The organism is Amycolatopsis albispora, from assembly GCF_003312875.1.
GTDB lineage: Bacteria > Actinomycetota > Actinomycetes > Mycobacteriales > Pseudonocardiaceae > Amycolatopsis > Amycolatopsis albispora.
Genome location: NZ_CP015163.1, coordinates 3,009,110 through 3,035,141 on the forward strand (window position 1 = coordinate 3,009,110; position 26,032 = coordinate 3,035,141).

The window sequence follows — 26,032 nt, forward strand, 5'->3', positions numbered from 1 at the left end:
TACCGACGGGTAACCAGCGCTATGGTCGCGGGTATCCGAACACCCGATCCGAGTGAGGAGCACCCGTGTCAGCACGAGCAGTGCGCAACGTGGCATTTGTCGAGGGGGTGCGCACGCCGTTCGGCAAGGCCGGAGACAAGGGCATCTACGCGGGTACCCGCGCCGACGACCTGGTGGTCAAGGTCATCAGGGAACTGCTGCGGCGCCATCCGGAACTGCCGCCAGAGCGTGTGGACGAAGTCGCCATCGCGGCCACCACGCAGACCGGGGACCAGGGGCTGACCATCGGCCGCACCGCGGCGCTGCTGGCCGGGCTGCCGAAGTCGGTGCCCGGCTTCGCCATCGACCGCATGTGCGCCGGCGCGATGACCGCGGTCACCACCACCGCCAGCGGCATCGGCTTCGGTGCCTACGACATCGCCATCGCCGGCGGGGTCGAGCACATGGGCCGCCACCCGATGGGCGAGGGCGTGGACCCGAACCCGCGCATCATCGCCGACAAGCTGGTCGACCCGACCGCGCTGGTGATGGGCCAGACCGCGGAGAACGTGCACGACCGCTACCCCGAGATCACCAAGCAGCGCACCGACGCCTACGCCGCGCGCAGCCAGGAGCGCTACGCCGACGCGGTGAAGGCGGGCAAGATCGGCCCCGAGCTGGTGCCGGTCGCCACCCGCCACGCCGAGCTGGGCTGGGGCCTGGCCACCGAGGACGAGCCGCCGCGTCCCGGCACCACCGTCGAGCAGCTCGCCGGGCTGAAGACCCCGTTCCGGCCGCACGGCCGGGTCACCGCGGGCAACGCCGCCGGGCTGAACGACGGCGCCACCGGCGCCATCCTGGCCGCCGAGGACGTGGCCGAGGAACTGGGCCTGCCGGTCGGCATGCGGCTGGTCAGCTACGCGTTCGCCGGTGTCGAGCCCGAGGTGATGGGCATCGGCCCGGTGCCGGCCACCGAGAAGCTGCTCGCCCGCACCGGACTGTCCATTTCGGACATCGGCCTGTTCGAGATCAACGAGGCCTTCGCCGTGCAGGTGCTGGCCTTCCTCGACCACTTCGGCATCGCCGAGGACGACCCGCGGGTCAACCAGTGGGGTGGCGCGATCGCCTGCGGGCACCCGCTGGCCTCGTCCGGCGTCCGGCTGATGACGCAGCTGTCGCGGCAGTTCGCCGAGCGGCCGGACGTGCGCTACGGCCTGACCACCATGTGCATCGGCATCGGCATGGGCGGCACGGTCATCTGGGAGAACCCGGCTTGGGAGGGGAACAAGTGATTTCCGCAGCAGAGGCCGAGGCGGCCTTCCCCGACGAGGTGGTGACCCGCGCGGTCACCCGGCTGATCACCGTGCCGGGCCTGGCCGGCCAGGTCGCGCTGATCACCATCGACAACGGCCACGACCACACCCGGCCGTCCACCTTCGGCCCGCAGAGCCTGGTCAGCCTGAACGCGGCGATCGACGAGGCGTTCGCGGCCGAGCCGGTGGCCATCGCGGTGACCGGCAAGCCGTTCATCTTCGCCGTCGGCGCGGACCTGTCCGGCGTGGAGCAGATCGCCGGGCGCGACCTGGCGCTGCAGATCGCGCAGACCGGGCACGACGTGTTCCGGCGGCTCACCGAGTCGAAGATCCCGACCTTCGCCTTCGTCAACGGCGCGGTGATGGGCGGCGGGCTCGAGCTGGCGTTGTCGTGCCACTACCGCACGCTGGCGGAGAACACCGCGGCGATCGCCTTTCCCGAGGTCTTCCTCGGCCTGTTCCCCGGCTGGGGCGGCACGCAGCTGCTGCCGAACCTGATCGGGCCGGACGCGGCGGTCACCGTGATCATCGAGAACGCGCTGAGCCAGAACAAGATGCTCAAGCCCGCGCAGGCCGCGGAACTGGGCATCGTGGACGAGCTCTTCGGTTCGGCGGACTACCTGGAGCAGTCGCTGCTGTGGCTGGCGAAGGTGGTGCGCGGTGAGCTCACCCCGCCGCGTCGCGAGATCGACCGCGGTGCCGGGTGGGACGCCGCCATCGCCCGCGCGAAGTCCATTGTGGACGGCAAGACGCGCGGCGCGTCGCCCGGCGCGAACAAGGCCGTGGAACTGCTGGAACTGGCGCGGGCCAACGATCTCGACCGCGGGTACGCGGCGGAGACCGAGGCGCTGGCCGACGTGCTGATGACCGACACGCTGCGGGCCGGGCTGTACTCGTTCAACCTGGTCAACAAGCGCGCCAAGCGACCGGCCGGGGCGCCGGACAAGTCGCTGGCGCGGCCGGTGAACAAGGTCGGCATCGTCGGTGCCGGGCTGATGGCCAGCCAGCTGGCGCTGCTGTTCGTGCGGCGGCTGAAGGTGCCGGTGGTGCTCACCGACATCGACCAGGAGCGGGTGGACTCCGGTGTCGGCTACGTGCACGGCGAGATCGACAAGCTGCTGGCCAAGAAGCGGGTTTCGCCCGATGCGGCGAACCGGCTCAAGGCGCTGGTGTCCGGCTCGCTGGACAAGGCGGCCTTCGCCGACGCGGACTTCGTCATCGAGGCGGTGTTCGAGGAACTCGGCGTCAAGCAGCAGGTTTTCGCCGAGGTCGAAGAGCACGTGAAGCCGGAGGCGATCCTGGCGACGAACACCTCGTCGCTGTCGATCACCGAGATGGCGTCGAAGCTGCGGCACCCGGAGCGGGTGGTGGGCTTCCACTTCTTCAACCCGGTCGCGGTGCTGCCGCTGCTGGAGATCGTGCGCGGCGAGCGGACCGACGACGCCTCGCTGGCCACCGCGTTCGCGGTCGGCAAGCAGCTGAAGAAGTCGAGCGTGCTGGTCTCGGACGCGCCCGCGTTCGTGGTCAACCGGCTGCTCACCCGCTTCCTCGGCGAGGTGCTGGCGGCGGTCGACGAGGGCACGCCGTTCGAGGTGGCCGACCGCGCGCTGGACCCGCTGGGGCTGCCGATGTCGCCGCTGACGCTGCTGCAGCTGGTCGGCCCGCCGGTCGCGCTGCACGTGGCGGAGACGATGCACCGCGCGTTCCCGGACCGGTTCGGGGTGAGCCAGAACCTGGCGAAGTTCGTCGAGGCACGCAAGTCCGCGGTGTGGCAGTGGGACGACAAGGGCAACGCCACCGTCGATCCCGAGGTCGTCGCGTTGTGGGAGCAGGGCGATCGTCCGTCCACTGAGGAGCAGCTGCGGGAGCGGGCGCTGTCGGTGCTGGCCGAGGAGGTGCGAATCATGCTCGACGAGGGTGTGGTCGCCGAGGCGCAGGACATCGACCTGTGCCTGATCCTCGGTGCGGGCTGGCCGTTCTGGCTCGGCGGCATCACGCCGTACCTGGACCGGAGCGGGGTCTCGGAGAAGGTGAACGGGAAGCCGTTCCTGGCTCCGGGCGTGGCTTCGGTGCCGACCGCGTAGCTCCGGATGGCCTACTACGCGATGTCATACGACGTCGCGTAGTAGGCTGTGCTCCGGCGGGAGCGAAGGAGTTGTGTGCGGATGAACGTGCTGTACAGCACCCTGGTGGTGCTGCACCTGGTGGGCATGGCCGGGATCCTCGGCGGGGTGGCCGGGGAACTGATCGCCAAGCGGACCGGGGTGCCGACCCTGGTGCTGCACAGCTCGGGCCTGCAGGTGCTGACCGGCGCGGCGCTGGTCGGCATCGCGTCGAGCGGCCTGGTCGCGGTGGAGCCGAACAACGTCAAGGTCGCGGTGAAACTGGTCATCGCGCTGGCGGTGCTGGTGGTCGCTTTCGAGGCGCACAAACCGGGGAAGCTGCCCAAGGCCGGGTTGCCGGTGGTCGGCGGGCTGGCCCTGCTGAACGTCGGCGTCGCCGTTTACTGGTGAGGCGGCCGGGTCCGCTTTCCCGCGGCACCTGAGGCGCGTACCCGGCTCTCGGCGCGGACACGAATGTGGCTTTCGGGGCGGGAAACGCTCCGAAAGCCACATTCGTGTTCTGCTGGCCGAGAAGGGGCCGAGGGCCGCTTGCTGCCGGAGCCGGGTGCGGTCCGATGTCACGAATGTGGCTTTCGTGACGCGGTCAGAACAGTGCGAAGCTCCGTTGAGGGTGGCGGTGGGCGACGGGCGGGCGTCTCGAATGTGGCTTTCGTGACGCGGAACGCCTCGAATGTGGCTTTCGTGACGTGAGGACTTGAGGCGCGTACCCGGCTCCCGGAGCGGACACGAATGTGGCTTTCGGAGCGGAAAATGCCCCGAAAGCCACATTCATTCGTGTCCGGTGGGCCCGGCGTCCAAGCCGGGGCACGCAGGGTGGGCAGACCCGTAGGTCAGCCGTCGCCCAGGGGGTTGAGTTTGGCGGGGTCGCCGTCGAAGGCGAACAGCAGGAGGTCCGCCATGCCGAACCGGCCCTCCGCCGTGCCAAAGCGCGGGCGCCAGGCCGGTTCCCGCAGGATCGAGTACCGCGCGGCGTCCATGCATCGGCTGAACACCTCGGCCACGATCGTGGCCCCGACGGCACCGAGCTTCCCGCCGTGCACCTCCGCCTCGCGCAGGATGTAGAACCACAGCGGCGTCCTGGCGACCAGCGCCTCCCGGTGCTCCTCGCTCAGCGCCGCCAGGTTCGCGCCCTGCCCGTCACCGGACAGCAGCTCGTCCCCGGTGAGCTCCTTCACCCCGAAGAACGCGGCCATCTGCTGCCCCGACGCCAGTTTCACCATGTTCGCCCGGATCAGGTTGCGGTAGGCCAGGTTCCGCTGGATGTCGTCCGGCGCCAGGTTCTGCCCGCGGCCGTCGAAGGTGCCCGCGGGCAGCGTGGCGAGCGGGTTGGTGAGCAGCGTGTCGATCCGCCGCGCGACGTTGCCCTCCCCTTCCGGCACACCGAGATCCGGCCGCCCCGCGCCGGGGAAGTCGTGCAGCCGCCGCCAGTCCACGATCCAGTTGGTCGGCAACCGCAGGAAGGTGCCCGCGTTCGGGTCGTCGAGATCGGCCGGGTTCCCGGTCGGCGACAACGTGCCCGAGGTGCCGCTGAAGATGAACAACTGCAGCATGGTGGCGATCCCAGCGGGCGCGCCCGCCCGGAAGAACCGGTTCCACTGGTAGGTGGCGCGCGCCATGCTGTGCCCGAGCCGGAAGGCCGCCACGGAGAACTCGATCGGCATGGTCGCCGCGTCGTGCGCGTCCGGCGCGGGCTCGAAGAACCGCCGCCCGTTCGTGAACACCTCGGTGACCACGGCCGGGTCGGCGATGCGCGGCAGGTAGTCGGTGCGCAGCAGCCACTGGTAGTGCCGCACCACTTCGGCCCTGGCCCGCTCGAACAGCTGCGCCGGCGGCACGCCCTCGGCGGCCAGCACGTCGGCCACCTTGTTGTGGAAGTGGATGAACGCCAGGTGCGTCTGCGCCACGGCCAGGTTCTCGTCGTTGCGCGCGTCCGGGATGACCGCCGAGCGCTCCTCGGCCTTGGTCTCCCCGGTGCCCTTGCGCGGCAGGTCGAACCCGGTGCGGTTGGTGTTCGCCCCGTCCAGCGGCACCGCCGCGGTGGTGCCCACCTTCAGGTGCACGCCGTCGGTGTAGAGGTGCCTGTCCCGCTCGGGGCCGCGGCCGTAGAGCGCGTCCAGGTCGAGCGCGGGCGAGCGCCCGGCGATCAGGTCCTCCAGCGAGACGTCCTCACCGAAGTCCACCGCGGTGCGGTCGAGGGTGAGGTCGTGGTCGACGAACTGGCCGAGATAGGTGAACCCGGCGGGCACCGGCTCCACCGGCGCCGCGCCCGAGGTGTCCTGCTCCACCGTCATCGCCGCGGCCAGCTCCTGGGCGAGCGCGGGATCCACCTGCTCCCCCACCGGGCCCAGCCGCGAGAACCGGAACCGGCGCAGTTCCGAGCGGGCGGACGGGCGGCTGCTGACCGGATTGCGCTCGGCGTCGAAGGAAAGATCACCTTCACCGACCACGTAATAGCTTTCCCGAGAATGTCTGTGCATGATCAGAATCCCCCTCGGATTCATCGCAGCGGCATCTCCCCAATGCCGACTGCGACCGACCTTACCACCATTGGGCGAGCGGGTTAGCCCGCTGAATGGAAGACAACGGGAATTCTCAGGAAGCGGCCGAGGTCGTCCACTTCGGCACTCAACGCGGAGCGCAGGCAGCCGGGCAGTTCGCCGAACGGCTCGACCCGCACCTCCAGCACACCTTTTTTCCTTTCCTGGCGCCAGGTTCCGACCACCCGGCCGTTCACCAGCACCGCGGGCATGATGAACCCGCCACCGGCCTGGATGCGCCGGTCGTGCTCGGCCGGAACGGCGAGTTCGCGACTTCGGTAACCGAGCAGATACGTATCGAAATGACCGAGCAAACGCACCGAGAAATCATCCACGACGGCCACTTCGGAATGATCGGCATCGGCGAAACCGGCACGCGCCTGCCGCAGCGTCAGCCCGGACCAGGCCGCGAAATCCTCGGCGGTCGCCGGAGCATAGGCGGCCAGATAACGCGACGCCAGCCGCGCCAGCGCCTCGTCTTCCCGCAGTGTCTCAAATGGACCGACCCACTCCGGGAACAACGCGTACGTCGGCTCGTCACCGGCATCCGCGCCCCGGCAGATCACCCCGGTCATCGCGGCGTACGCGAGCAGGTGCGCGGGCGCCTGCGACTTCGGGTCCAGCACCACCCCGTGCGCCGCTAGTTCAGCGACGATCTCGTTGCGCGGCAAGGACTTCCCGGCGAGCACGGCCCGCAGCGCGGCGACCCCGCGCGCGGCGACCTCGTCGTCCAGCCCGAGCTGGCGTCGGCGTCCCCGGCCCGCCGCGGCGAACCGCGGCCCGAGCAGCCCGACGATCCACGCGGCGTCCTCGGCGGCCAGCATGTGCAGCGTGCCGCGCATCGCCCAGGTCCGGACCACCGCACCCGAAGCACACGCGGTGTCCACATCGGACGCCGTCAGCCCGGCGGACCGCACGCGCACCCCCAGCCGGTTGGCCCGGATGTCCTGCGCCTGCAGGGCGACCACCTGGCGCACGACCTCGGCCACGCCGTCCGCCCGCGGCCCGGCGAGCAGTTGCGCGTGCGCACGGGCGAGCGGCACGTCGGTCACGTGGGCACCCCGGTCCCGGTCAGCGCGGGCAGGTGCACGGTCACCGAAAGCCCGCCGCCCACCACGGGTTCCGCCGAAACCACGCCGCCGTGCGCCTGCACCGCGGCACGCACGATCGACAACCCGAGCCCGGCGCCGGTCCGCGCCGTGCGCGCCACGCCCTCCCGGCGGAACGGCTCGAACAACTCGGACACCGTCGCCGGATCGACCAGCCCGCCCGAAGACCGCACCCGCAGCGTGGTCCACCGCGAACCCGGCTGGGTGACCGCCTCGATCCAGCCGCCGTCGACGTTGTGGCGCACCGCGTTCTCCAGCAGGTTCCCGGCGATCCGCTCCAGCAGCGCCGGGTCGCCGATCGAGTACGACGGCACCAGCTGGAAGTCGGTGCGCAGCTGGCGCCGCTCGGCCTCCCGGTACACCCCGTTCCACGCGGTGTCGACCACCGCCGCCAGGTCCACCGGCTCGGTCGGGCCGACCCCGGCGCCGTCCGTGCGCGCGAGCAGCAGCAGCGAGCTGACCAGCTGCTCGGCGCGTTCGGTGGCGTCGCGGACCACCCCGGCCATGCGGCGCAGCTCCGCCTCGTCGGCCTGGTCGTCGGCGAGCGTGACGTCCAGTTCCGTGCGGATCACCGACAGCGGGGTGCGCAGTTCGTGGCTGGCGTTGGCGACGAACCGGCGTTGCGTGTCGAACGCGGCCTGCAGCCGGTCGAGCATCGCGTCCAGGGTCGCGCCCAGCTCACCGAGTTCGTCGCGCGCGTTGCGCACGCCGATCCGCTCCCCCATCGACTCGACCGACAACCGCCGCGCGGTGCTGGTCATCTCACGCAACGGCCGCAGCACGCGCGAAGTCAGCGTCCACGCCAGCACCGCCGTCGCCGCCACCACGCAGCAGAACGCGACCGCGCCGACCACCAGCACCTTGTTCCGCGCGTGCTCGCGCAGGTGCGCGGTCAGCACCGAGGAGTCCACGTTCACGCCGTCGACGCGCACCTTGGTGCCCGGCGGCAGCTCGGGCACCGCGGCCACCGAGTCACCGACCAGCGACCACGCCAGGTAGAGCAGCACGAGGCTGACCGCGGCGGACAGCGCGGTCGACAGCAGCGTGATCCGGGCGCGCAGGCTCCGCGCCGGGATCAGCTGGAGGTGCCGGTTCACCCGTGACCGGCACCGGGTACCCGGTAGCCAGATCCCACCACGGTCTCGATGATCCCAGGTTCGCCCAGCTTCTTGCGCAGGGTCATCACGGTGACCCGGACGGTCGTGGTGAACGGGTCGGCGTTCTCGTCCCAGACCCGCTCCAGCAGTTCCTCGCTGCTGACCACCGAACCACCGGCGGAGAGCAGCACCTCCAGCACGCCGAACTCCTTGCGGGTCAGCTCCACCGGCCCGCCGGCGCGGCTGACCGTGCGCTTGGCCGGGTCGAGCCGGACGTCGCCGGCGGTGAGCAGCGGCGGCGCGGCCGGGGTGGCGCGCCTGCCCAGTGCCCGCACCCTGGCGACGAGTTCGGGGAAGGCGAACGGCTTGGCGAGGTAGTCGTCGGCGCCGAGCGACAGCCCGGCCACCCTGTCCTCCACCGTGCCGCTGGCGGTCAGCATCAGCACCCTGGTCAGCTCACCGGACTCGACGATCTCCTTGCACAGCTCGTCGCCGGACATGCCGGGCAGGTCGCGGTCGAGCAGGACCACGTCGTACCGGGTGATGGTGGACTTCTCGTGGCCCTCGTCGCCGGTGAAGGCGACGTCGACCGCCATGCCCTCGCGGCGCAGGCCTCTGGCGATGGCCTCGGCGAGGGGTTCTTCGTCTTCGACTACCAGAATCCGCACGGATACACAATCCCACACGATCCTGAGAGTGACCTGATCGGACAGAGACGCCTCACGAGCCGGCCCAGCGCAACGCGAACCACAGCTCCATCCGGGTTTCCGGGTCGGCGAGATCGACCCCGAGCACGCGTTCCACCCTGGCGATCCGGTGCCGCACGCTGTTGCGGTGCACGCCCAGCGCGGACGCGGTCCGGTCCCAGCCGCCGTGGTGGGCCAGCCAGGTGCGCAGGGTGTCGAGCAGGCCGTCGTCGCCCAGCGCCCGCAGCGGCGCGAGCGTGCGCTCGGCGTAGTCGGCGGCGTGGCCCGGCGGCACCAGCGCGGCCAGCCCGCTGCCGTCGGCCAGCACCGGGCGGCCGAGCACCAGCGCGCGCTGCTCCAGGGCGGCCAGTTCGGCGGCGGTGTCGGGCAGGCGCTCGACCGGGTGCGGTGCGCTCACCACGACCAGCCAGCCCGCGGCGAGCAGTTCCTCGCGGGCACGCGCGTCCGGCGGGGTGCGGACGACCGCGGTGAACCGGGGGCCCGGTTTCAGCTCCACCAGCGGGGTGTCGAGCCGGGTGCGCAGCCAGTCGTACCCGGCGGCGACGTCACCGGGACCGGCTCCGTGCGCGAACCCGGCGACCACGCGGTAGTCGCCCTCGCCGAGCAGTTCGGCCAGCGGGGCCGCGGGCGGGTGTTCCGCGAGCACCAGCGCGGTGACCGCGGCCCCGAGCCCGGCGGTGTCCGAGCCGGCGCGGCTGGCCAGCCCGAACAGGGCCGCGCCGACCGCCACGATCGCCCGGTCGGTGCCGTCGAACCGCGCCCGCCTGCCGACCACCACCAGGTGTGACGCAGTGGCCTGCGGATACACCGGCTGGGCGACCACGAAGGTGCCGTCCGGCAGTTCCGTGGTGGCGCTGCGGATGCCCGACCCGCCCCGCAGCCGGGCGAACAACTCCCCCAGCTCCGGGGGGAACGGCGACGGCACCTCGTGCTCGGCGGCCAGCACGTCGTTCTTCCCGACCAGCGCCACCCAGCCGGACACGTGCTTGGCCAGCCCGCGCGCCAGCTCGGCCAGCCCACCGGCGGCGGCCCTGGTCAGCGCCTCACGCGCCTGGGTGATCCGCCGCTGCTCGCGCTGCGCCGCCTCGGCCAGCGCGACCGCGACCACCCGGTTCACCGCGATGAACGGCGTCCGCACCCCGATCACCAGCAGCGGCAGGCCGGCGCGGGCGCAGGCGCGGCGCAGGGGTTCCGGCAGTTGCTCGTGCATCGGCGGGGTGATGCCGAAGCCGAGCGCGGTGATGCCCGCGGCACGCAGCCCGCGCACGTACCGGTCCACCTCGGCCTGCTCGGCCGGCAGGTTCACGCCCGCGGTGAGCAGCAGTTCCTCGCCGAGGAGGTACGGCGACGGGTCACGCAGCTCGCACACGTGCGCCCAGCGGACCGGCAGGTCGAGCGCGCCCGGCCGCAGCGTCTCGCGGACCACCTCCACGGCCAGCTCCGAGTTGCCGACAACCGCCCGTAACGGAATGTTCACCGGAGTGCCGAAGGTTTCCGCGTTCCTGGCCATAATGACCACAGATTACTCGAAACTGGGACAGAACATCCCGTTCAGGCGATCGGAATCCGGTCCTACGGTGACCCGGACACGCCCCCGTCCGAGGAGGAACCCATGGTCGCCGACTATGTGGTGATCGCGCTCTACATCGCCGGCATGCTCGGCATCGGCTGGTACGGCCTGCGCCTGGCCAAGACCAAGAGCGACTACCTGGTGGCAGGCAGGCGGCTCGGCTGGTTCATGTACTCGGGCACGATGTCGGCGGTGGTGCTGGGCGGCGCGTCCACCGTCGGCGGCGTCAAGCTCGGCTACACCTGGGGCATCTCCGGCGCCTGGCTGGTGGTCTCGATCGGCCTCGGCATCCTGGTGCTGCACGCGTTGTTCGCGCGGCGCCTGGTGAAGCTGAAGGTCTACACCGTCAGCGAGATGCTCGACCTGCGGTACGGCGGGAAGTCCGCATCGACCATCTCGGGCATCGTGATGTGGGCGTACACGCTGATGCTCACGGTCACCTCCACGCTCGCCTTCGCCACCGTGTTCAAGGTGCTGCTGGACATCCCGGAGTGGACCGGCATCGCCATCGGCGGCGGCATCGTGGTGCTCTACTCGGTGCTCGGCGGCATGTGGTCGATCACGCTGACCGACATCGCGCAGTTCGTCATCAAGACCATCGGCATCCTGCTGGTGCTGCTGCCGGTCTCGGTCGGCGCGGCGGGCGGCTTCGGCGGCATGGCCGAGCGGCTCGACGCCAGCTTCTTCGACTTCACCAGCATCGGCACCGGCTCGATCATCACCTATGTGCTGACCTACGGCTTCGGCCTGCTGATCGGCCAGGACATCTGGCAGCGCGTGTTCACCGCGCGGACCCCGCGCGTGGCGACCAGCGGCGGCATCGGCTCCGGCGTGTACTGCCTGATCTACGGCCTCGCGGGCGCGTTGATCGGGGCCGCGGCGAAGGTCCTCTACCCGACGCTCGCCAGCGCGCAGGACGCCTTCGCCACGATCGTGGCCGACCTGCTGCCCGCCGGGGTCCGCGGGCTGGTGCTGGCCGCGGCGCTGTCGGCGATGATGTCCACCGCCAGCGGCGCGCTGATCGCCTGCTCCACGGTGAGCACCACCGACCTCCTGGGCAAGCTGCGCGGCCGGACGGCGCCGTCGGGCGAGGAGGCCGAGGTGAGCAAGAACCGGGTCACCACGCTGGTGCTCGGGCTGGTCGCGATCGGCATCGCCATGGTGGTCACCGACGTGGTGGCCGCGCTGACCATCGCCTACAACATCCTGGTCGGCGGCCTGCTGGTGGCGATCATCGGCGGGCTGTTCTTCAAACGCGGCACCCGGCAGGGCGCGGTCGCCTCGATGGCCGTCGGCGCGCTGGCCGCGATCGTGCTGATGATCGTCGACGGCATGGCCGCGAACTCGCCGATCTACTGGGGTCTCGGCAGCAGCCTGCTGGTCTACCTGGTGGTCAGCCTGGCCACCCCGCCCACTTCGCCCGCGGTGCTGGACCGCTGGTCGAACCGCCTGGCCGGCCGCGAAACCGCGGCAGCAGAAAAGGAGTTCACGCAGTGAGTGCGCAGTCCCCGATCGGTCCCGTCGACTCGTCCAAGGTGCCGAGGTTCGCCGGGTTCGCCACCTTCGCCCGGCTGCCGCGCGCCGACCAGGTCGAGCGCGCCGACGTCGCCGTGGTCGGGGTGCCGTTCGACGCCGGGGTGTCCTACCGGCCGGGCGCGCGGTTCGGCCCGGCGGCCCTGCGGGAGGCCAGCCGCCTGCTCCGGCCGTACCACCCGGAGCTGGACGTCTCGCCGTTCGCCGCCGCGCAGGTGGTCGACGCCGGGGACATCGCGATCAACCCGTTCAACATCGGGGAGGCGATCGAAACCCTGCAGCACGAGGCCGAAGCGCTCACCGCGGACGGCACGAAGCTGGTCACCGTCGGCGGTGACCACACCATCGCGCTGCCGCTGCTGCGCGCGGCCGCGAAGAAGCACGGACCGGTGGCGCTGCTGCACTTCGACGCGCACCTGGACACCTGGGACACCTACTTCGGCGAGCCGTACACGCACGGCACCCCGTTCCGGCGGGCGTCCGAGGAGGGCATTCTCGACACCAGCGCGCTGTCGCATGTGGGCACTCGCGGTCCGCTGTACGGCAAGCGGGATCTGGAGGAGGACCGCCGGCTCGGCTTCGGCATCGTCACCTCCGGCGACGTGCTGCGGCGTGGTGTCACCGAAACCGTGGACGCGCTGCGCCAGCGGATCGGCGACCGCCCGCTGTACGTGTCCATCGACATCGACGTGCTCGACCCGGCGCACGCCCCCGGCACCGGCACGCCCGAAGCCGGTGGCATGACCAGCCGTGAGCTGCTGGAGATCGTGCGCGGGCTGCGCGGGCTGAACCTGATCGGCGGGGACGTGGTCGAGCTGGCCCCGGCCTACGACCACGCCGAGATCACCGCCATCGCCGCCTCGCACGTGGCCTACGACCTGGTCAGCCTGCTCGCGCTCGGGAAGTCCGCATGAGGATCGGCGGCGACCTGGTGGTCGAGACGCTGCGGGCGCTCGGCGCGGACACCGTCTTCGGGCTGCCCGGCCAGCACGCGCTCGGCCTGTTCGAGGCGCTGCGCCGGGCCCCCGAACTGCGGCTGATCGGCGCGCGGGTGGAGAACAATCTCGCCTTCGCCGCCGACGGCCACGCCCGTGCCCGGCTCACCGCGCAGCCCGGCGGACCGGTGCCGGTGACCCCGATGATCGTCTCCACCGGACCGGGTGCGCTGCTGACGTTGGCTTCACTGCAGGAATCCCGGGCGTCCTCGGTGCCGGTGCTCGGCATTTCCAGCCAGGTCCCGGCGGCCGGGCTCGGCGGCGGGCGGCACGGTTACCTGCACGAACTCCCGGACCAGGCGGCGAGTTTCCGCGACGTGGTGAAGTCGGTGCACGTGGTGCGCACGGCCAGCCAGATCCCGGGCGCGCTGCGCGAGGCGTGGGAGTCGGCGGCGACCGTGCCGTACGGCCCAGTGTGGGTGGAGATCCCGCAGGACGTGCTGCTGGCCCCGGCCGCCCTGCCGCCGATCACGTCGGTCACCGCCACGCCGAAGCCACTGGCGCCGCTGCCCGAACTGACCGCCGAAGCCGCGCGGTTGCTGGGTTCCGCGCGCAACCCGGTCATTCTCGCGGGCGGCGGGGTGGTCCGCTCGGGCGCGCAGGCGGAACTGCGCGCACTGGCCGAACTGGTCCGCGCGCCGGTGCTGTCCTCCTTCGGCGGCAAGGGATCCATCGCCTGGGACCACCCGCTGTCCGGGCAGTCCTGGCTGGAGGACTGGCATTCCACCGAGTTCCTGGCCGGCGCGGACGTGCTGCTGGTGCTCGGCTCCGGGCTCGGTGAGCTGACCAGCAACTACCACCGGTTCACCCCGCGGGGCCGGATGATCCAGATCGAGGCGGACGCCGGGAAGCTGGAGTCCAACCACCCCGCGCTGGGCATTCACGCCGACGTCCGGCTCGCGCTCACCGCGTTGCTGGAGGCGGCCCCGGCGCGGGAAGCCGACGGGCGGGCCGAAGCCGCCGTCGCCGAGTTGCTGGCCAAGGTTCGTGCCCGGATCGGTGCGCAGTCGCTCGACCTGGAACAGCGGGTGCTCGCCGAGGTCCGCGCGGCGCTGCCCGAAGGCACCCCGAGCTTCTGGGACATGACCGTGCTCGGTTACTGGGCCTGGTCGGCCTGGAACGCCGACGGCGCCCCGATCCACACCGCGCAGGGCGCGGGCGGGCTGGGTTACGGCCTGCCCGGCGCGCTCGGGGCGGCCGCCGCGCGGCGTGGCCCGGTGCTGGCCGTGTCCGGTGACGGCGGGGCGATGTACGGCATCGCGGAACTCGCCTCCGCCGCGCAGCACGGCCTGGACGTCACCTGGCTGGTCGTGGACGACGGTGGTTACGGCATTCTCCGCGAGTACATGACCGGCGCCTTCGGCCAGGCACACGCCACCGAACTGGCCCGGCCGGACTTCGTCGCGCTGGCGAAGGCGTTCGGCGTGCCAGCAACCTTGTCCACTGTGGACGGCCTGCGCGCCGACCTGGCGAAGGCGCTGGCCACACCGGGCCCGAGCGTGGTGGTGCTGCCCGCGCTGCTGCGCATGTTCGAACCCACCCACCTCGACCACCCTGAGCAGTGAGGGATCGCATGAACTTCGTCGACGGCAAGGAAGTCCCCGCGACGGGCGGGCGCACGCTGGAGCTGACCGATCCCGCCACCGGCGAGATGTCCGGCACCAGCCCGTTGTCGGAACAGTCCGATGTGGACGCCGCGCTCGAGTCGGCGCGGCGTGCGTTCCGCGCCTGGCGCCGCAGCACCCCGGCGCAACGGCAGCTGGCCCTGCTGAAGATCGCCGACGCGCTGGAGTCCCGCGCCGAGGAGTTCGCCGACGCGGAGGTCCGCGAAACCGGCAAGATCCGGCGCGTGGTGCTCGAAGAGGAGGTCCCGGAAAGCGTGAGCGCACTGCGGTTCTTCGCCGGAGCCGCGCGTCAGCTGGACGGCACCGCGTCGGCGGAGTACCTGCCCGGGCACACCTCGTCGATCCGGCGTGAGCCGGTGGGCGTGTGCGCGCAGATCGCGCCGTGGAACTACCCGCTGATGATGGGCGTCTGGAAGATCGCGCCCGCGCTCGCCGCCGGGAACACCGTGGTGCTCAAGCCCGCCGAGACCACGCCGGGCACGGCGGTGCTGCTGGCGAAGGTGGCCGCCGAGTTCCTGCCAGCCGGGGCGTTCAACGTGATCTGCGGGGACCGCGACACCGGCCGCGCACTGGTCCGCCACCCGATCCCGGAACTGGTGTCGATCACCGGGTCCACCCGGGCCGGGATCGACGTGGCCACCGTCGCCGCCGCCGACCTCAAGCGCACGCACCTCGAACTCGGTGGCAACGCGCCACTTCTGGTGTTCGAGGACGTGAACCTGGAAGAAACCGCCGAGGGCATCGTGGGCGCCGCCTTCTACAACGCGGGGCAGGACTGCACCGCGGGCAGCCGCGTGCTGGTGCACGAGTCGATCCACGACGAGTTCACCGCCGTGCTCACCAAGGCCGCCGCGGCGCACCGGCCGGGCACCCACTTCGGCCCGCTGAACAGCGCGGCGCAACTGGACCGGGTGCGCGGGCTGATCGACCGGCTGCCCGCGCACGCCACCGTGCACACCGGCGGCACCAGCCCCGCCGGTGCCGGGTTCTACTTCGAGCCGACGGTGGTTTCCGGGCTGGCACAGGACGACGAGATCGTGCAGGAGGAGATCTTCGGGCCGGTGATCACCGTGCAGCGCTTCGGAAACGAGGCCGAAGCGGTCGAACTGGCCAACGGTGTGCCGTACGGGCTGGCGTCCTCGGTGTGGACGAACGACCACGCGCGGGCCGTGCGGGTCTCCGGCGAACTGGACTTCGGCTGCGTGTGGATCAACACGCACGGGCCGCTGGCCGCGGAAATGCCACACGGCGGATTCGGCCATTCGGGCCACGGCAAGGATCTTTCGGCCTATTCCTTCGCCGAGTACACGCGCGTCAAGCACGTGATGACGCGTTACGAATAGCTACGAACAGCTCAGAGCGCGGCCCACGACGGCCACCACGGCGGATGTCCCCCGGCACAACCGGGAGCCACCTGCTCCGGCGACCACACCGCCATGCTGATCCAGACCGACGCGGCCACCAGCACCGCGGTCAGCAGCAGGCAGGCCACCACCCCGGCGAACCGCGCCGCGGCGGTGTCCCCGTCGAGGAACAAGGGGAACAGCCCGGCGTAGAGCAGCGTGAACGCCAGGAAGTTGACCGCCCACAGCACCGGCTGCACGGAGAACACCAGCAGCCCGGAGTTCTCGAACGCGGACATGCCGACCACGCACTGGTCACGGGCCGAGGACAGCAGGTAGAGGTCCAGCCAGGACACGCCGGTGCCCAGCCCGGCACCGGCCACGCCGAGCGCGACCACCGTGCGGGACGGACCTGCCACCACCAGCTGCCGGGTCACCGTTCCACTGTGACAGCGGCGAATAACGCGCAGACAACAAAGGACGGGTGCGGTATGCCCACAACACAGCCCAAGACAGAGCCCAAGACACAGCCCAGGACACCGCCCGGGATCACCACCGTCGAGCACAACGGCATCGCGCCGATCCCGGTCGCGGAGCAGACTTCCCGACCGCGCGACCTGTTCCGGCTCGCCTTCGGTGGCGCGAACACCTTCGCCACCATCATTCTCGGCACGCTGCCGATCGCCTACGGGCTGGGTTTCTGGGCCGCCGCCGCGGCGACGGTGACCGGGGTGCTCGCCGGCGCCTGCGTGCTCGCGCCGATGGGCTTGTTCGGCCCGGTGACCAGGACGAACAACGCGGTGTCCTCCGGCGCGCACTTCGGGGTGGTCGGCCGGTGCGTCGGCTCGTTCCTGTCGTTGCTGACCGCGATCACCTTCTTCGCGATCTCGGTGTGGGTCAGCGGGGACGCGGTCGCCGGTGCCGCGCAACGGTTGTTCGGCGTCGATGGCGGCGCGGTGCTGCGTGGCGTCGCGTACGGCGTGATCGCGGTGGCCACGCTGGTCGTGTGCATCTACGGGTACCGGTTCATGTTGCTGATCAACCGGATCGCGGTCAGCCTCGGCACGATCATCATGCTGCTCGGGGTTTTCGCATATGGTGGGAAGTTCGACCCGTCGTTCGCGGGTACCGGCGAGTACGCGCTCGGCACGTTCTGGCCGACGTGGATTCTCGCCGCGCTGACCGTGATGGCGAACCCGATCTCGTTCGGCGCCTTCCTCGGTGACTGGTCGCGGTACATCCCGGCCACGCACAGCCGCCGTTCCCTGCTGGCGGCGCCGTTCCTGGCGCAGGTGGCCACGCTGCTGCCGTTCGGCTTCGGCATCGCCACCGCCACCCTGGTCACCGACGCGGGCGACTACATCGCCGGGCTGACCGCGATTTCCCCGCTGTGGTACGCCATTCCGCTGATCGTGGTGGCGCTGATCGGCGGCTTGTCCACCGGTACCACCGCGTTGTACGGCACCGGGCTGGACTTCAGCTCCATCTTCGTGCGGTTGAGCCGCGTGCAGGCGACGCTGCTGATCGGCTCGCTCTCGGTGGTGTTCATCTTCGTCGGCAACTTCGCGCTGGACATGGTGTCGAGCATCAACGCCTTCGCCACGCTGATCGTGCTGTGCACGTCGCCGTGGATGGTGATCATGATGATCGGCTACCTGGTCCGGCGCGGTTACTACGATCCGGTGGACCTGCAGGTGTTCAACGAGGGCAGGCGCGGCGGGCGGTACTGGTTCACCCGCGGCGTGAACTGGCGGGCGATGGCGGCGTGGCTCCCGGCGACCACGCTCGGCCTGCTCACCGCGAACACGCCGATGATCGCCGGGCCCCTGCGCGAGATCGCGGGCGGGGTGGACATCAGCCTGCCGGTCACCCTGCTCACCGCCGCCGTCGCCTACCCGGTGCTGCTACGGGTGTTCCCGGAACCCGCCGAAGTCCACGGCCCTGCACAGCCCGCATTCGCCTAGACGAGTAATGCGTAAGTCGGGGTGGTAGCCGGGGAAGGACGAAGGGTGTTCAAGATCCGTTTGTGACGACAGACCTGAACACCCTTCTGACCGCACTCTACGTCAGGATCGACGACCACCTCGCGAGCAGGCGCCGCCTGGGCAGACCGCCCAGGCTGACCGACGCCGAGCTGGTCACCCTCGCGGTGGGCCAGGCATTGCTCGGGTTCACCTCCGAAGCCCGCTGGCTGCGGTTCGTACCCGCCCGTATGCCCGGCGCCTTTCCGTTCCTGCCTGGACAGCCCGGCTACAACCGCCGCCTGCGTGCCGCGTTGCCACTGATCAAGCAGGTGATGCGCTGGCTGGCGGCGGACACCGACCTGTGGACCGACACGACCTGGATCGTCGACTCCACCCCGGTGGAGTGCGGCCGCTCCCGGCCAACGGCCAAGCGTTCGGACCTGGCGGGCTGGGCGAAATACGGCTTCTGCCGTTCGCACTCCCGCTGGTTCTGGGGCCTGCGCCTGCACCTGGTCTGCACCCCGGCCGGGCTTCCGGTCACCTGGGCACTGGCCGATCCGAAGATCGACGAGCGGCAGGTGCTCATGGCCCTGTGCGACCATGAACCCCACCTACTCGGCGAACGTCCCGGCCTGCTGATCATCGCCGATAAGGGCTACGTCTCCCGTGAGCTGGACCGGTTCCTGCACGAGCGTGGGATCCGGCTGATCCGCCCGTCCTACCGCAACCGCACACCACATCCCGGCGAACCGCTGCTCAAGTCCATCCGCCAGCTCATCGAGTCGGTCAACGACACACTCAAAGGTCAACTAAACCTCGAACAACACGGTGGGCGCACCATCGAGGGCGTCGGCGTCCGCATCGCCCAACGACTACTCGCGCTGACCGCCGCCATCTGGCACAACCGCGCCACCGGCCAACCCGTCACCCGATCCCTTACCGCCTACGACCACTGACCGACTTACGCATTACTCGTCTAGGTGTCACGAATGAAGCTTCTATGTCAAGTGAGGTCGGTGGTGAGTGCTCGGTAGATGGTGTTGGCGAGGTGGCGTTTGAGGGCGCGGAGGGCGGCTTTGGTGGTGGCGTGGGGGTGGTGTTTGGTCCAGTTGTCGCGGTAGGTGCGGGCGGGTGGGTGGTGGGTGAGTTGGGTGATGGCGATGCGGTGGAGGCAGGTGTTGAGTTGGCGGTTGCCGCCGCGGTTGAGGCGGTAGTGGGGTTTGTTGGCTGTCCAGGTGGGGATGGGTGCGGTGCCGGTGTGCATGGCGTAGGCGGCGGGTGAGCGGAAGCGGGTGATGCCGGCGGTTTCGCCGATGATTTTCGCGGCGAGGACGGTGCTGACGCCGGTGATGGCCAGCAGGGTGGGGGCCAGGGGCTGGACTCGGGTGCGGAGTTGGTGTTCGAGCTGGGTGATCTGCTGGGTCAGGGTGGTGATCTCGGTGAGCAGGTCCAGGGCGAGGTCGCGGCGGACGCTGGCGGGCAGGGTGGACAGGGCGGTGGTGAGGGTGTGCTGGGCGCGGGGCCCGGTCAGGCGGGGGTGGGTCTGGTCCAGGGCGGGGTCGAGGTCGTGCAGGTGCCAGCGCAGTTGGTTGATGCTGGCGGTGCGGCGGTTGACCAGGCGTTCGCGCCGGTCGGAGAGCAGGCGCAGGTCCAGGGCGGTCTGGTCCAGGTGTGCGGTGGGCAGGTCGGGTTCGCGCAGGGCGGCGCGGGCGATGGCCAGGGCGTCGATCGGGTCGGATTTACCGCGGGTGCGGGCGCTGGCGCGGCAGGCGGCCATCAGTGTGGGTGGGACCCAGACCACGGTGGCGCCGGTGCCGATCAGGGTGCGGACCAGTCGCCCGGCCACGCCGCGGCCGTCTTCGACCGCCCAGCGCGGCCCGGTGCCGAACTGGGTGGCCCAGGACCGCAGCCGCAGCAGCCCGTCGGGGTCGGCGGTCACGGTTTTCTGCCCCAGGCGGCGGCCGGTCTGATCGACCGCGACCGCGGTGTGGCTGGACTTGTGCGGATCGATGCCAATGACCACCATGGACACCGCGTGTGTTCCTTCCCTAGCCGGAGAACATGCGTCTTTTCCGGGCCGGGCTGGTCGGACACACCTCAGTCGAGGTTGATGGCGTATGCCCACGCTTCTATCAAGTCAGGCCAGCCAGGCCCGGACCTTGATCACGCTGGACAATTCGTTCGCAAGCCAGCAACGGCAGTGGCTTTCAGAGTCACCACGCGATCAAGACCGGACCCTAACCGCCCACCACGAGCGGCCACACCAACCCTGACACTGAGTGGCTTTCGAGACGTTTCGCGTCTCGAAAGCCACATTCGTGACACCGGCCCGGGTGGCGGATCTGCACCTGGGTGGCGGCGTCCGGGATGAGGGCGGCATCGGCGAAGTCGCCTTCCCGGGCCTCGCCGGTGCGGTAGTCCAGGCGCGCGCCCTTCGCGGCGACCACCCAGCCCTGCCCGTCCGGCAGCCGCAGGCGGACCGGCAGCGCCGCGGCCGGATCCACCGGGTCACCCGGCAGCACGGGCCGCGTCGAGCAGCGGGGCCTCGGCGACGCGGCGCGACCGGCGGCTGGTCACCAATGCGAGGTCGCGCCGATCGCTGGACTGAGGGCTTTCGAGGCCGCCCACGGCCTCGAAAGCCCGAGGGAAGCGATCGGATCCAAGCGACCTCGCCGCCGCGCCGGAGGCGCGGCAGAATCACGGGTGCAGACGAACCGCTCGAACTCTCCCGTGTCCTTCACCGAACCCCCTTGGTGGTGTCTTCGTCAGGCATCACACCGGGGAGCGCGGAAAGGTTGAGCGAAGCCGCCGATCAGTCCTGGGTGGACTTCACGGCGGGGTCCTGGGCGGGCGTGCCGACCAGGTTCGAGGCCCATTCGGTGACCCGCCGCGCCACGTCCTGCGCGGTCAGGCCGACCTCGGCGAGCACCTCGTCCCGCGTGCCGTGCTCCAGGAACCGCTGCGGCACGGCCAGGTCCCGCACCGGCGTCGCGCAGTCGGCGTCGCGGAGGGCGGCGGCCAGCAGCGAGCCGAAGCCGCCGTGCCGCCCGTTGTCCTCCACGGTGACCACGAGCCGGTGCGCCTCGGCCAGCGCGGTCAGCTCACCGGGCACCGGCAGCACCCACCGCGGATCCACCACGGTGACACCGATGCCCTGGTCGGCCAGCCGGTCCGCGGCGGCCAGCCCCAGCTTCGCGAAGGCACCGACGGCGACCAGCAGCACGTCCGTCCCGGCCCCGCCGTCCGGGCGGCGCAGCACGTCGACCACGCCGAGCCGGTCCACCGCGGGCACCGACTCGATCACGCCACCGCGGGAGAACCGGAGCGCGGTCGGCCCGTCGGACACGGCCACCGCCTCACGCAGCTCCTCACGCAGGGTGATCGCGTCCCGGGGCGCGGCCACCCGCATGCCGGGCACCAGGCCGAGCAGCGACAGGTCCCACATGCCGTGGTGGCTGGCGCCGTCCGGGCCGGTGATGCCGGCGCGGTCGAGCACGAAGGTGACCGCCTGGCGGTGCAGCGCCACGTCCATCAGCACCTGGTCGAAGGCGCGGTTGAGGAAGGTCGCGTAGATGGCCACCACCGGGTGCATGCCGCCCATCGCCAGCCCGGCGGCCGAAGCCACCGCGTGCTGCTCGGCGATGCCGACGTCGTACCAGCGGTCCGGGTGCTTCTCGGCGAACTTGTGCAGTCCGGTCGAGCGCAGCATGGCCGCGGTGATCGCCACCACGTCCTCGCGCTCCTCGCCGATCGCGGCCAGCTCGTCGCCGAAGACCCCGGTCCAGCTCGGGCCCTTGACCGGCGGCAGCCCGGTCTCCGGGTCGAGCGGGTCGGTCTGGTGCATCTGGTCGTGCTCGTGGTTGACCGCCGGCGGGTAGCCGTGGCCCTTCTCGGTCACCGCGTGCACGATCACCGGGCCGCCGAAGGCCTTCGCGCTGTGCAGCGCCTTCTCCAGCGCGGGCAGGTCGTGGCCGTCGACCGGGCCGACGTACTTGAGCCCGAGGTCGGCGAACATGCGCTGCGGGCTGACCGCGTCCTTGAGCCCGGCCTTGGCCGCGTGCAGCGCGGCGTAGATCGGCTTGCCCACGATCGGGGTGCGGCGCAGCAGCTCGCGGCCGCCGTCGAGCAGGCGCTCGTAGCCGGGGCGCAGCCGCAGCGAGGCCAGGTGCTCGGCGAGCCCGCCGATGGTCGGCGAGTAGGAGCGGCCGTTGTCGTTGACCACGATCACCACCGGCCGGTGCGGGGCGGCGGCGATGTTGTTCAGCGCCTCCCAGCACATGCCACCGGTCAGCGCGCCGTCGCCGACCACCGCCACCGCGTGCCTGCCCCCGCCGCCCAGCTCGAACGCCTTCGCCAGGCCGTCCACATAGGACAACGCGGCCGAGGCGTGGCTGTTCTCCACCAGGTCGTGCTCGCTCTCGGCGCGCGAGGGGTAGCCGGTCAGCCCGCCCTGCTGGCGCAGCCCGTCGAACTCCGGGTGCCTGCCGGTGACGATCTTGTGCACGTAGCTCTGGTGGCCGACGTCCCAGACGATCGCGTCCGACGGCGAGTCGAACACCCGGTGCAGCGCCATGGTCAGCTCGACCACACCCAGGTTGGGGCCCAGGTGACCACCGGTCCGGCACACCTTCTCGACCAGGAAGTCCCGGATCTCGCCGGCCAGCCGCGCCAGCTCGCCGTGCTCCATCCGCTTCAGGTCCGCCGGTCCGTGCACGGAATCCAGCAACGTCACGCTCCACCTCGCCCGCTCGACAAGTCCGTCGACCGCCCAGTCTACGGAGCCCGCGGGCGGCCGGATCCGCCACGCGGCTGGCATCACGTCCCGACCGGGTGATCAGGGCGCTGGCCTGCGGCGAAGCGAGTCACTTCATCTGGTCGTCAATGGTTGGAAACAAACCATCAATATCGAAAGTATGTGAAGCGCCTCTCACTTGATCCGGTTGCTCTAGCCAGCCGGGTGGTCACTGCTCGTAGCGTGACCCGGCGAACAGCTCGATCGATTCACACCTGGGGGTGAGCTCTACCGTGCCGATTCCCGCTGCTCGCGGATCGATGCCGGTGCTGGCACCGGCCGAGCACTGGCACCAGCAGACCTCGCGCGCGCTCCACGGCCCCACCGCGCACCGGCGGCCGCCGGTGGTCGCGGTGGTCCGGTTCGTCGAAGCACCGCGCATCGAATCCCGGTTCGGCCACAAGGGCGTGGACCGCGTGCTCGAAGAAGTCGCCTGGATGCTCCGGCCGGAGCTGTCCGACCAGGAGCAGCTCGCACCCGACGGGCACGGCGGCCTGGTGCTGACCCTGCGCGGCGCGGCCGCCTGGCAGGTGCGCGCCCGGCTGGAGGGCATCTCGACCCGGCTGGCCAGGCTGCCCGTCCGCCTCGGCGACAACAACCTCGCGGTCACCCCGGTGATCGGCTGGGCCGACGCCGCCGACCGGCCCGCCTGCACCGACCCCGACCAGCTCGCCCAGCGCGCCACCGAGGCGGTCGAGCTGGCCACCAGCCAGGTCGACCTGATCCCGCGCAAGTGGACCCCGGCGCCGCCCGCCCGGCACGCCAAGCGTGCCTCCGGCGGCCCGCTGCGCACCGTGCTCCAGGCGCTGGCCACCGTGCTGATCGGCGTGGTGGCGCCGTTCGCCGGGCTGGTGCTGGCCTACCGCGCGGGCGTCGACCTCGGCACGGCCGCCTACCTGGTGGTGACCATCTCGCTGGTGCTCACCGCGGTGGTGATCTGGGTGGAGAACCTGCACGCCCTGGACCCCGACCAGCCGCCGGACTCCCCCGCCTCCCCGCCGCCCGCCGCGTCCGCGATCATCCCGGCCTACCTGCCGAACGAGGCCGCGACCATCGTGGACACGCTGCAGGCGTTCCGGCGCCAGGAGTACGACGGCCCGCTGCAGATCATCCTGGCCTACAACACCCCGCACCCGCTGCCGGTCGAGGACGACCTGCGGGCGCTGGCCGCCGAGGACCCGCGGCTGGTGGTGATGCAGGTGCCGTACTCGACTTCCAAGGCGCAGAACGTCAACGCCGCGCTCGAGGTGGTCACCGGCGAGTTCGTCGGCGTGTTCGACGCCGACCACCACCCGGCGCCCAACGCCTTCGACCGGGCCTGGCGGTGGATCTCCCACGGCGCGGACGTGGTGCAGGGCCACTGCGTGATCCGCAACGGCTCGGCGTCCTGGGTCTCGCGCACGGTGGCGGTGGAGTTCGAGTCGATCTACGCGGTCAGCCACCCCGGGCGCACCAAGCTGCACGGGTTCGGCATCTTCGGCGGCTCCAACGGTTTCTGGCGCACCCAGGTGCTGCACGAAACCCGGATGCACGGCCAGATGCTGACCGAGGACATCGACTCCTCGATGCGCGTGCTGCTGGCCGGCCGGACCGTGCGCAACGACCCGGCGCTGGTCAGCCGGGAACTGGCGCCCGCGACCCTGTCGGCGCTGTGGAAGCAGCGGATCCGCTGGGCGCAGGGCTGGTTCCAGGTCTCGCGGCGGCATCTGCGCGCGGCGCTCAAGTCCGACGAACTGACCCTGCGCAACAAGCTCGGCATCACCTTCCTGCTCGGCTGGCGCGAGATCTTCCCGTGGCTGGCGCTGCAGATGATCCCGGTGATCGCGTTCATCGCCTGGCGCCAGGGCGGGATCACCGAAATGGACTGGTTCGTGCCCACCTTCGTGCTGTGCACGCTCTACACCTTTTCCGCCGGGCCGAGCCAGGTGCTGTTCGCCTGGCGGCTGGCCGCGCCCGAAGTGCGGCGGCACCAGCGCTGGTTCTGGGCCTATCTGGTGGTTTCACTGTTCTTCTACACCGAATTCAAGAACCACGTCGCCAGGGTGGCGCAGCTGAAGGAACTCAGCGGGGAGCGCAAGTGGGCGATCACGCCGCGGCAGGTGCCGGTGCGGGGTGAGCGCGGATGAAACAGCGGTACCAGCTCGACGTCTACCGGGCGCTCGCGGCGATGGCGGTCGCGGTGTTCCACGCCTACCAGTCCAACCGCACCGCGCACTGGCCGCTGGAAGGCACGGTGTGGCACGAAATCCTGCTCGCCACCGACCTGTTCGTGGCGATGTTCTTCGTGCTTTCCGGGTTCCTGCTCGGCATCCCGGTCGCGCGCGCCGCGCTGGGGCTGAGCGAACCGAGGCCGGCCAGGGTGTTCCTGGTCAAGCGCGTGGCCCGGCTGGTGCCGCTGTACTTCCTGGTGGTGCTGGTGGTCTGGACGATGACCAATCCGGAGTTCCCCGGCCAGTGGCGGGATCTGGTGCTGCACCTGACCTTCACGCACGTCTACAGCGACGACTACATCTTCTGGACCAACGGCCCGGCCTGGTCGCTCGCCGACGAGATGCACTTCTACCTGCTGCTGGCCGTGCTCGGCCCGCTCGCCTACCGGTTGTGCGCCCGATTCGGTGGCACACGGGCGAAACTGGCCGTGCTGCTCACCGGCGCGGGCACGCTGGCCGCGCTCAGCCTCGGCTACAAAATCCTCGCGAAGTACGTCTGGCAGGTGCCGCACGACCGGTGGTCGGTCTGGTTCGGCCCGCTGGCCAAACTGGACCTCTTCGCGATCGGCCTGCTGATGGCGGTGGCGTCGGCGGCCGGGTTCCGGCTCGCCGCGCGCTGGCAGCGCGCCGGTTTCGCGCTCACCGGCGCAGGACTGGTCTATCTCGCGCACACCGCGGACCTCTCCGAAGCGTTCGTGCACACCGTGGTCGGCCTCGGCTGCGCGCTGGTGATCACCAGCACCACGCTGACCACCGTCGCGCCACCGCGGTTGCTGAGCTGGCGGCCACTGGTCACCATCGGCGTCGCCAGTTACAGCGTGTACCTGTGGCACGAACCGGTTCTGCGCGTGCTCGGTGCGAGCGGGCTGCTGCCCGATCGCGGGACCCCTACCGCGTTCGTGGTGACCGCGGTCTGCCTGCTGGTGGTGGTGATCCCGCTGGCGATGGTCAGCTACCAGGCGATCGAAAAGGTGGGCATGAAGCTCGCCGCCACCATCGACGGCACGGGGCGGGCGCGGAACTATTACCCGGAACTCGACCGACTGTCCAACTGGGAGCCCGCACCGCGTTAGCGAGATCACCCGGCCCGTCGCACCCGGATGGCCAAACCGCCCGATCGGCGTAGGATTCCCCC

The 26,032-nt window shown here is 70.9% G+C and carries 20 protein-coding genes; 11 read left to right on the forward strand and 9 right to left on the reverse strand.

What is annotated here, in order from left to right:
- Positions 1 to 80 precede the first annotated feature (80 nt).
- From A4R43_RS14005 to A4R43_RS14015, 3 genes are all read left to right on the forward strand, one after another.
- Positions 81 to 1,271 (forward strand): thiolase family protein, encoded by a 1,191-nt coding sequence (locus A4R43_RS14005; RefSeq protein WP_113692737.1) that lies wholly within the window; start codon positions 81 to 83, stop codon positions 1,269 to 1,271.
- Positions 1,268 to 3,376: a 3-hydroxyacyl-CoA dehydrogenase NAD-binding domain-containing protein gene (locus A4R43_RS14010; protein WP_113692738.1), complete on the forward strand. Its 2,109-nt coding sequence runs from the start codon at positions 1,268 to 1,270 to the stop codon at positions 3,374 to 3,376. The genes A4R43_RS14005 and A4R43_RS14010 overlap by 4 nt, the downstream gene beginning before the upstream one ends.
- Positions 3,377 to 3,457: 81 nt before the next feature.
- Positions 3,458 to 3,805: a hypothetical protein gene (locus A4R43_RS14015; RefSeq protein WP_113692739.1), complete on the forward strand. Its 348-nt coding sequence runs from the start codon at positions 3,458 to 3,460 to the stop codon at positions 3,803 to 3,805.
- 440 nt (positions 3,806 to 4,245) lie between these two features.
- Here the strand turns inward: A4R43_RS14015 and A4R43_RS14020 are convergent, their stop codons facing one another.
- From A4R43_RS14020 to A4R43_RS14045, 5 genes are all read right to left on the reverse strand, one after another.
- Positions 4,246 to 5,892: a peroxidase family protein gene (locus tag A4R43_RS14020; RefSeq protein WP_113692740.1), complete on the reverse strand. Its 1,647-nt coding sequence runs from the start codon at positions 5,890 to 5,892 to the stop codon at positions 4,246 to 4,248.
- A gap of 83 nt (positions 5,893 to 5,975) precedes the next feature.
- Positions 5,976 to 7,004 (reverse strand): winged helix DNA-binding domain-containing protein, encoded by a 1,029-nt coding sequence (locus A4R43_RS14025; protein WP_113692741.1) that lies wholly within the window; start codon positions 7,002 to 7,004, stop codon positions 5,976 to 5,978.
- Complete coding sequence (locus A4R43_RS14030) at positions 7,001 to 8,158, reverse strand: sensor histidine kinase (protein WP_236808988.1); 1,158 nt, start codon at positions 8,156 to 8,158, stop codon at positions 7,001 to 7,003. The genes A4R43_RS14025 and A4R43_RS14030 overlap by 4 nt, the downstream gene beginning before the upstream one ends.
- Positions 8,155 to 8,826, reverse strand: coding sequence for a response regulator transcription factor (locus A4R43_RS14035; protein ID WP_162788461.1), 672 nt, complete (start codon positions 8,824 to 8,826; stop codon positions 8,155 to 8,157). Before A4R43_RS14035 ends, A4R43_RS14030 begins: the two co-directional genes overlap by 4 nt.
- A 52-nt stretch (positions 8,827 to 8,878) precedes the next feature.
- Positions 8,879 to 10,375: a PucR family transcriptional regulator gene (locus A4R43_RS14045; protein WP_205215332.1), complete on the reverse strand. Its 1,497-nt coding sequence runs from the start codon at positions 10,373 to 10,375 to the stop codon at positions 8,879 to 8,881.
- A gap of 102 nt (positions 10,376 to 10,477) precedes the next feature.
- On the opposite strand from A4R43_RS14045, the gene A4R43_RS14050 reads away from it, so the two are divergent.
- From A4R43_RS14050 to A4R43_RS14065, 4 genes are read left to right on the forward strand one after another with little or no spacing between them, the layout of a single operon-like run.
- On the forward strand, positions 10,478 to 11,932 hold the full coding sequence (locus tag A4R43_RS14050) for a sodium:solute symporter family protein (protein ID WP_113692743.1): 1,455 nt from the start codon (positions 10,478 to 10,480) through the stop codon (positions 11,930 to 11,932).
- The gene (gene speB / locus A4R43_RS14055) at positions 11,929 to 12,882 is read left to right on the forward strand and encodes an agmatinase (RefSeq protein WP_162788462.1); all 954 of its coding nucleotides are present in this window, start codon (positions 11,929 to 11,931) and stop codon (positions 12,880 to 12,882) included. The genes A4R43_RS14050 and speB overlap by 4 nt, the downstream gene beginning before the upstream one ends.
- Positions 12,879 to 14,528: a thiamine pyrophosphate-binding protein gene (locus A4R43_RS14060; protein WP_113692744.1), complete on the forward strand. Its 1,650-nt coding sequence runs from the start codon at positions 12,879 to 12,881 to the stop codon at positions 14,526 to 14,528. The genes speB and A4R43_RS14060 overlap by 4 nt, the downstream gene beginning before the upstream one ends.
- 8 nt (positions 14,529 to 14,536) lie before the next feature.
- Complete coding sequence (locus tag A4R43_RS14065; RefSeq protein WP_113692745.1) at positions 14,537 to 15,931, forward strand: aminobutyraldehyde dehydrogenase; 1,395 nt, start codon at positions 14,537 to 14,539, stop codon at positions 15,929 to 15,931.
- Between the two features lie 11 nt (positions 15,932 to 15,942).
- On the opposite strand, the gene A4R43_RS14070 is transcribed toward A4R43_RS14065, so the two are convergent.
- A complete protein-coding gene (locus A4R43_RS14070; RefSeq protein WP_113692746.1) occupies positions 15,943 to 16,368 on the reverse strand; it encodes a hypothetical protein in 426 nt (141 codons plus the stop codon).
- Between the two features lie 54 nt (positions 16,369 to 16,422).
- Here A4R43_RS14070 and A4R43_RS14075 point away from each other — a divergent pair, with 54 nt between their 5' ends.
- A complete protein-coding gene (locus tag A4R43_RS14075) occupies positions 16,423 to 17,895 on the forward strand; it encodes a purine-cytosine permease family protein (protein WP_113692747.1) in 1,473 nt (490 codons plus the stop codon).
- 62 nt (positions 17,896 to 17,957) lie between these two features.
- Positions 17,958 to 18,851: an IS982 family transposase gene (locus A4R43_RS14080; RefSeq protein ID WP_113692748.1), complete on the forward strand. Its 894-nt coding sequence runs from the start codon at positions 17,958 to 17,960 to the stop codon at positions 18,849 to 18,851.
- 47 nt (positions 18,852 to 18,898) lie between these two features.
- Here the strand turns inward: A4R43_RS14080 and A4R43_RS14085 are convergent, their stop codons facing one another.
- The 3 genes from A4R43_RS14085 to dxs form a co-directional block, all read right to left on the reverse strand.
- Positions 18,899 to 19,921, reverse strand: coding sequence for an IS110 family RNA-guided transposase (locus tag A4R43_RS14085; RefSeq protein ID WP_113692749.1), 1,023 nt, complete (start codon positions 19,919 to 19,921; stop codon positions 18,899 to 18,901).
- 211 nt (positions 19,922 to 20,132) lie between these two features.
- The gene (locus A4R43_RS14090; RefSeq protein WP_162788463.1) at positions 20,133 to 20,399 is read right to left on the reverse strand and encodes a hypothetical protein; all 267 of its coding nucleotides are present in this window, start codon (positions 20,397 to 20,399) and stop codon (positions 20,133 to 20,135) included.
- 308 nt (positions 20,400 to 20,707) lie between these two features.
- Positions 20,708 to 22,627 carry a 1-deoxy-D-xylulose-5-phosphate synthase gene (gene dxs / locus A4R43_RS14095; RefSeq protein WP_113692751.1) on the reverse strand — a complete coding sequence of 640 codons (1,920 nt, stop codon included), beginning with the start codon at positions 22,625 to 22,627 and terminating at the stop codon, positions 20,708 to 20,710.
- 293 nt (positions 22,628 to 22,920) lie between these two features.
- Between dxs and A4R43_RS14100 the strand changes: the two genes are divergently transcribed.
- Together A4R43_RS14100 and A4R43_RS14105 are read left to right on the forward strand one after the other, a co-directional pair.
- On the forward strand, positions 22,921 to 24,813 hold the full coding sequence (locus A4R43_RS14100; RefSeq protein ID WP_162788464.1) for a glycosyltransferase family 2 protein: 1,893 nt from the start codon (positions 22,921 to 22,923) through the stop codon (positions 24,811 to 24,813).
- Positions 24,810 to 25,970, forward strand: a complete 1,161-nt coding sequence (locus A4R43_RS14105; protein WP_113692753.1) for an acyltransferase family protein — start codon at positions 24,810 to 24,812, stop codon at positions 25,968 to 25,970. Before A4R43_RS14100 ends, A4R43_RS14105 begins: the two co-directional genes overlap by 4 nt.
- Positions 25,971 to 26,032 lie beyond the last annotated feature (62 nt).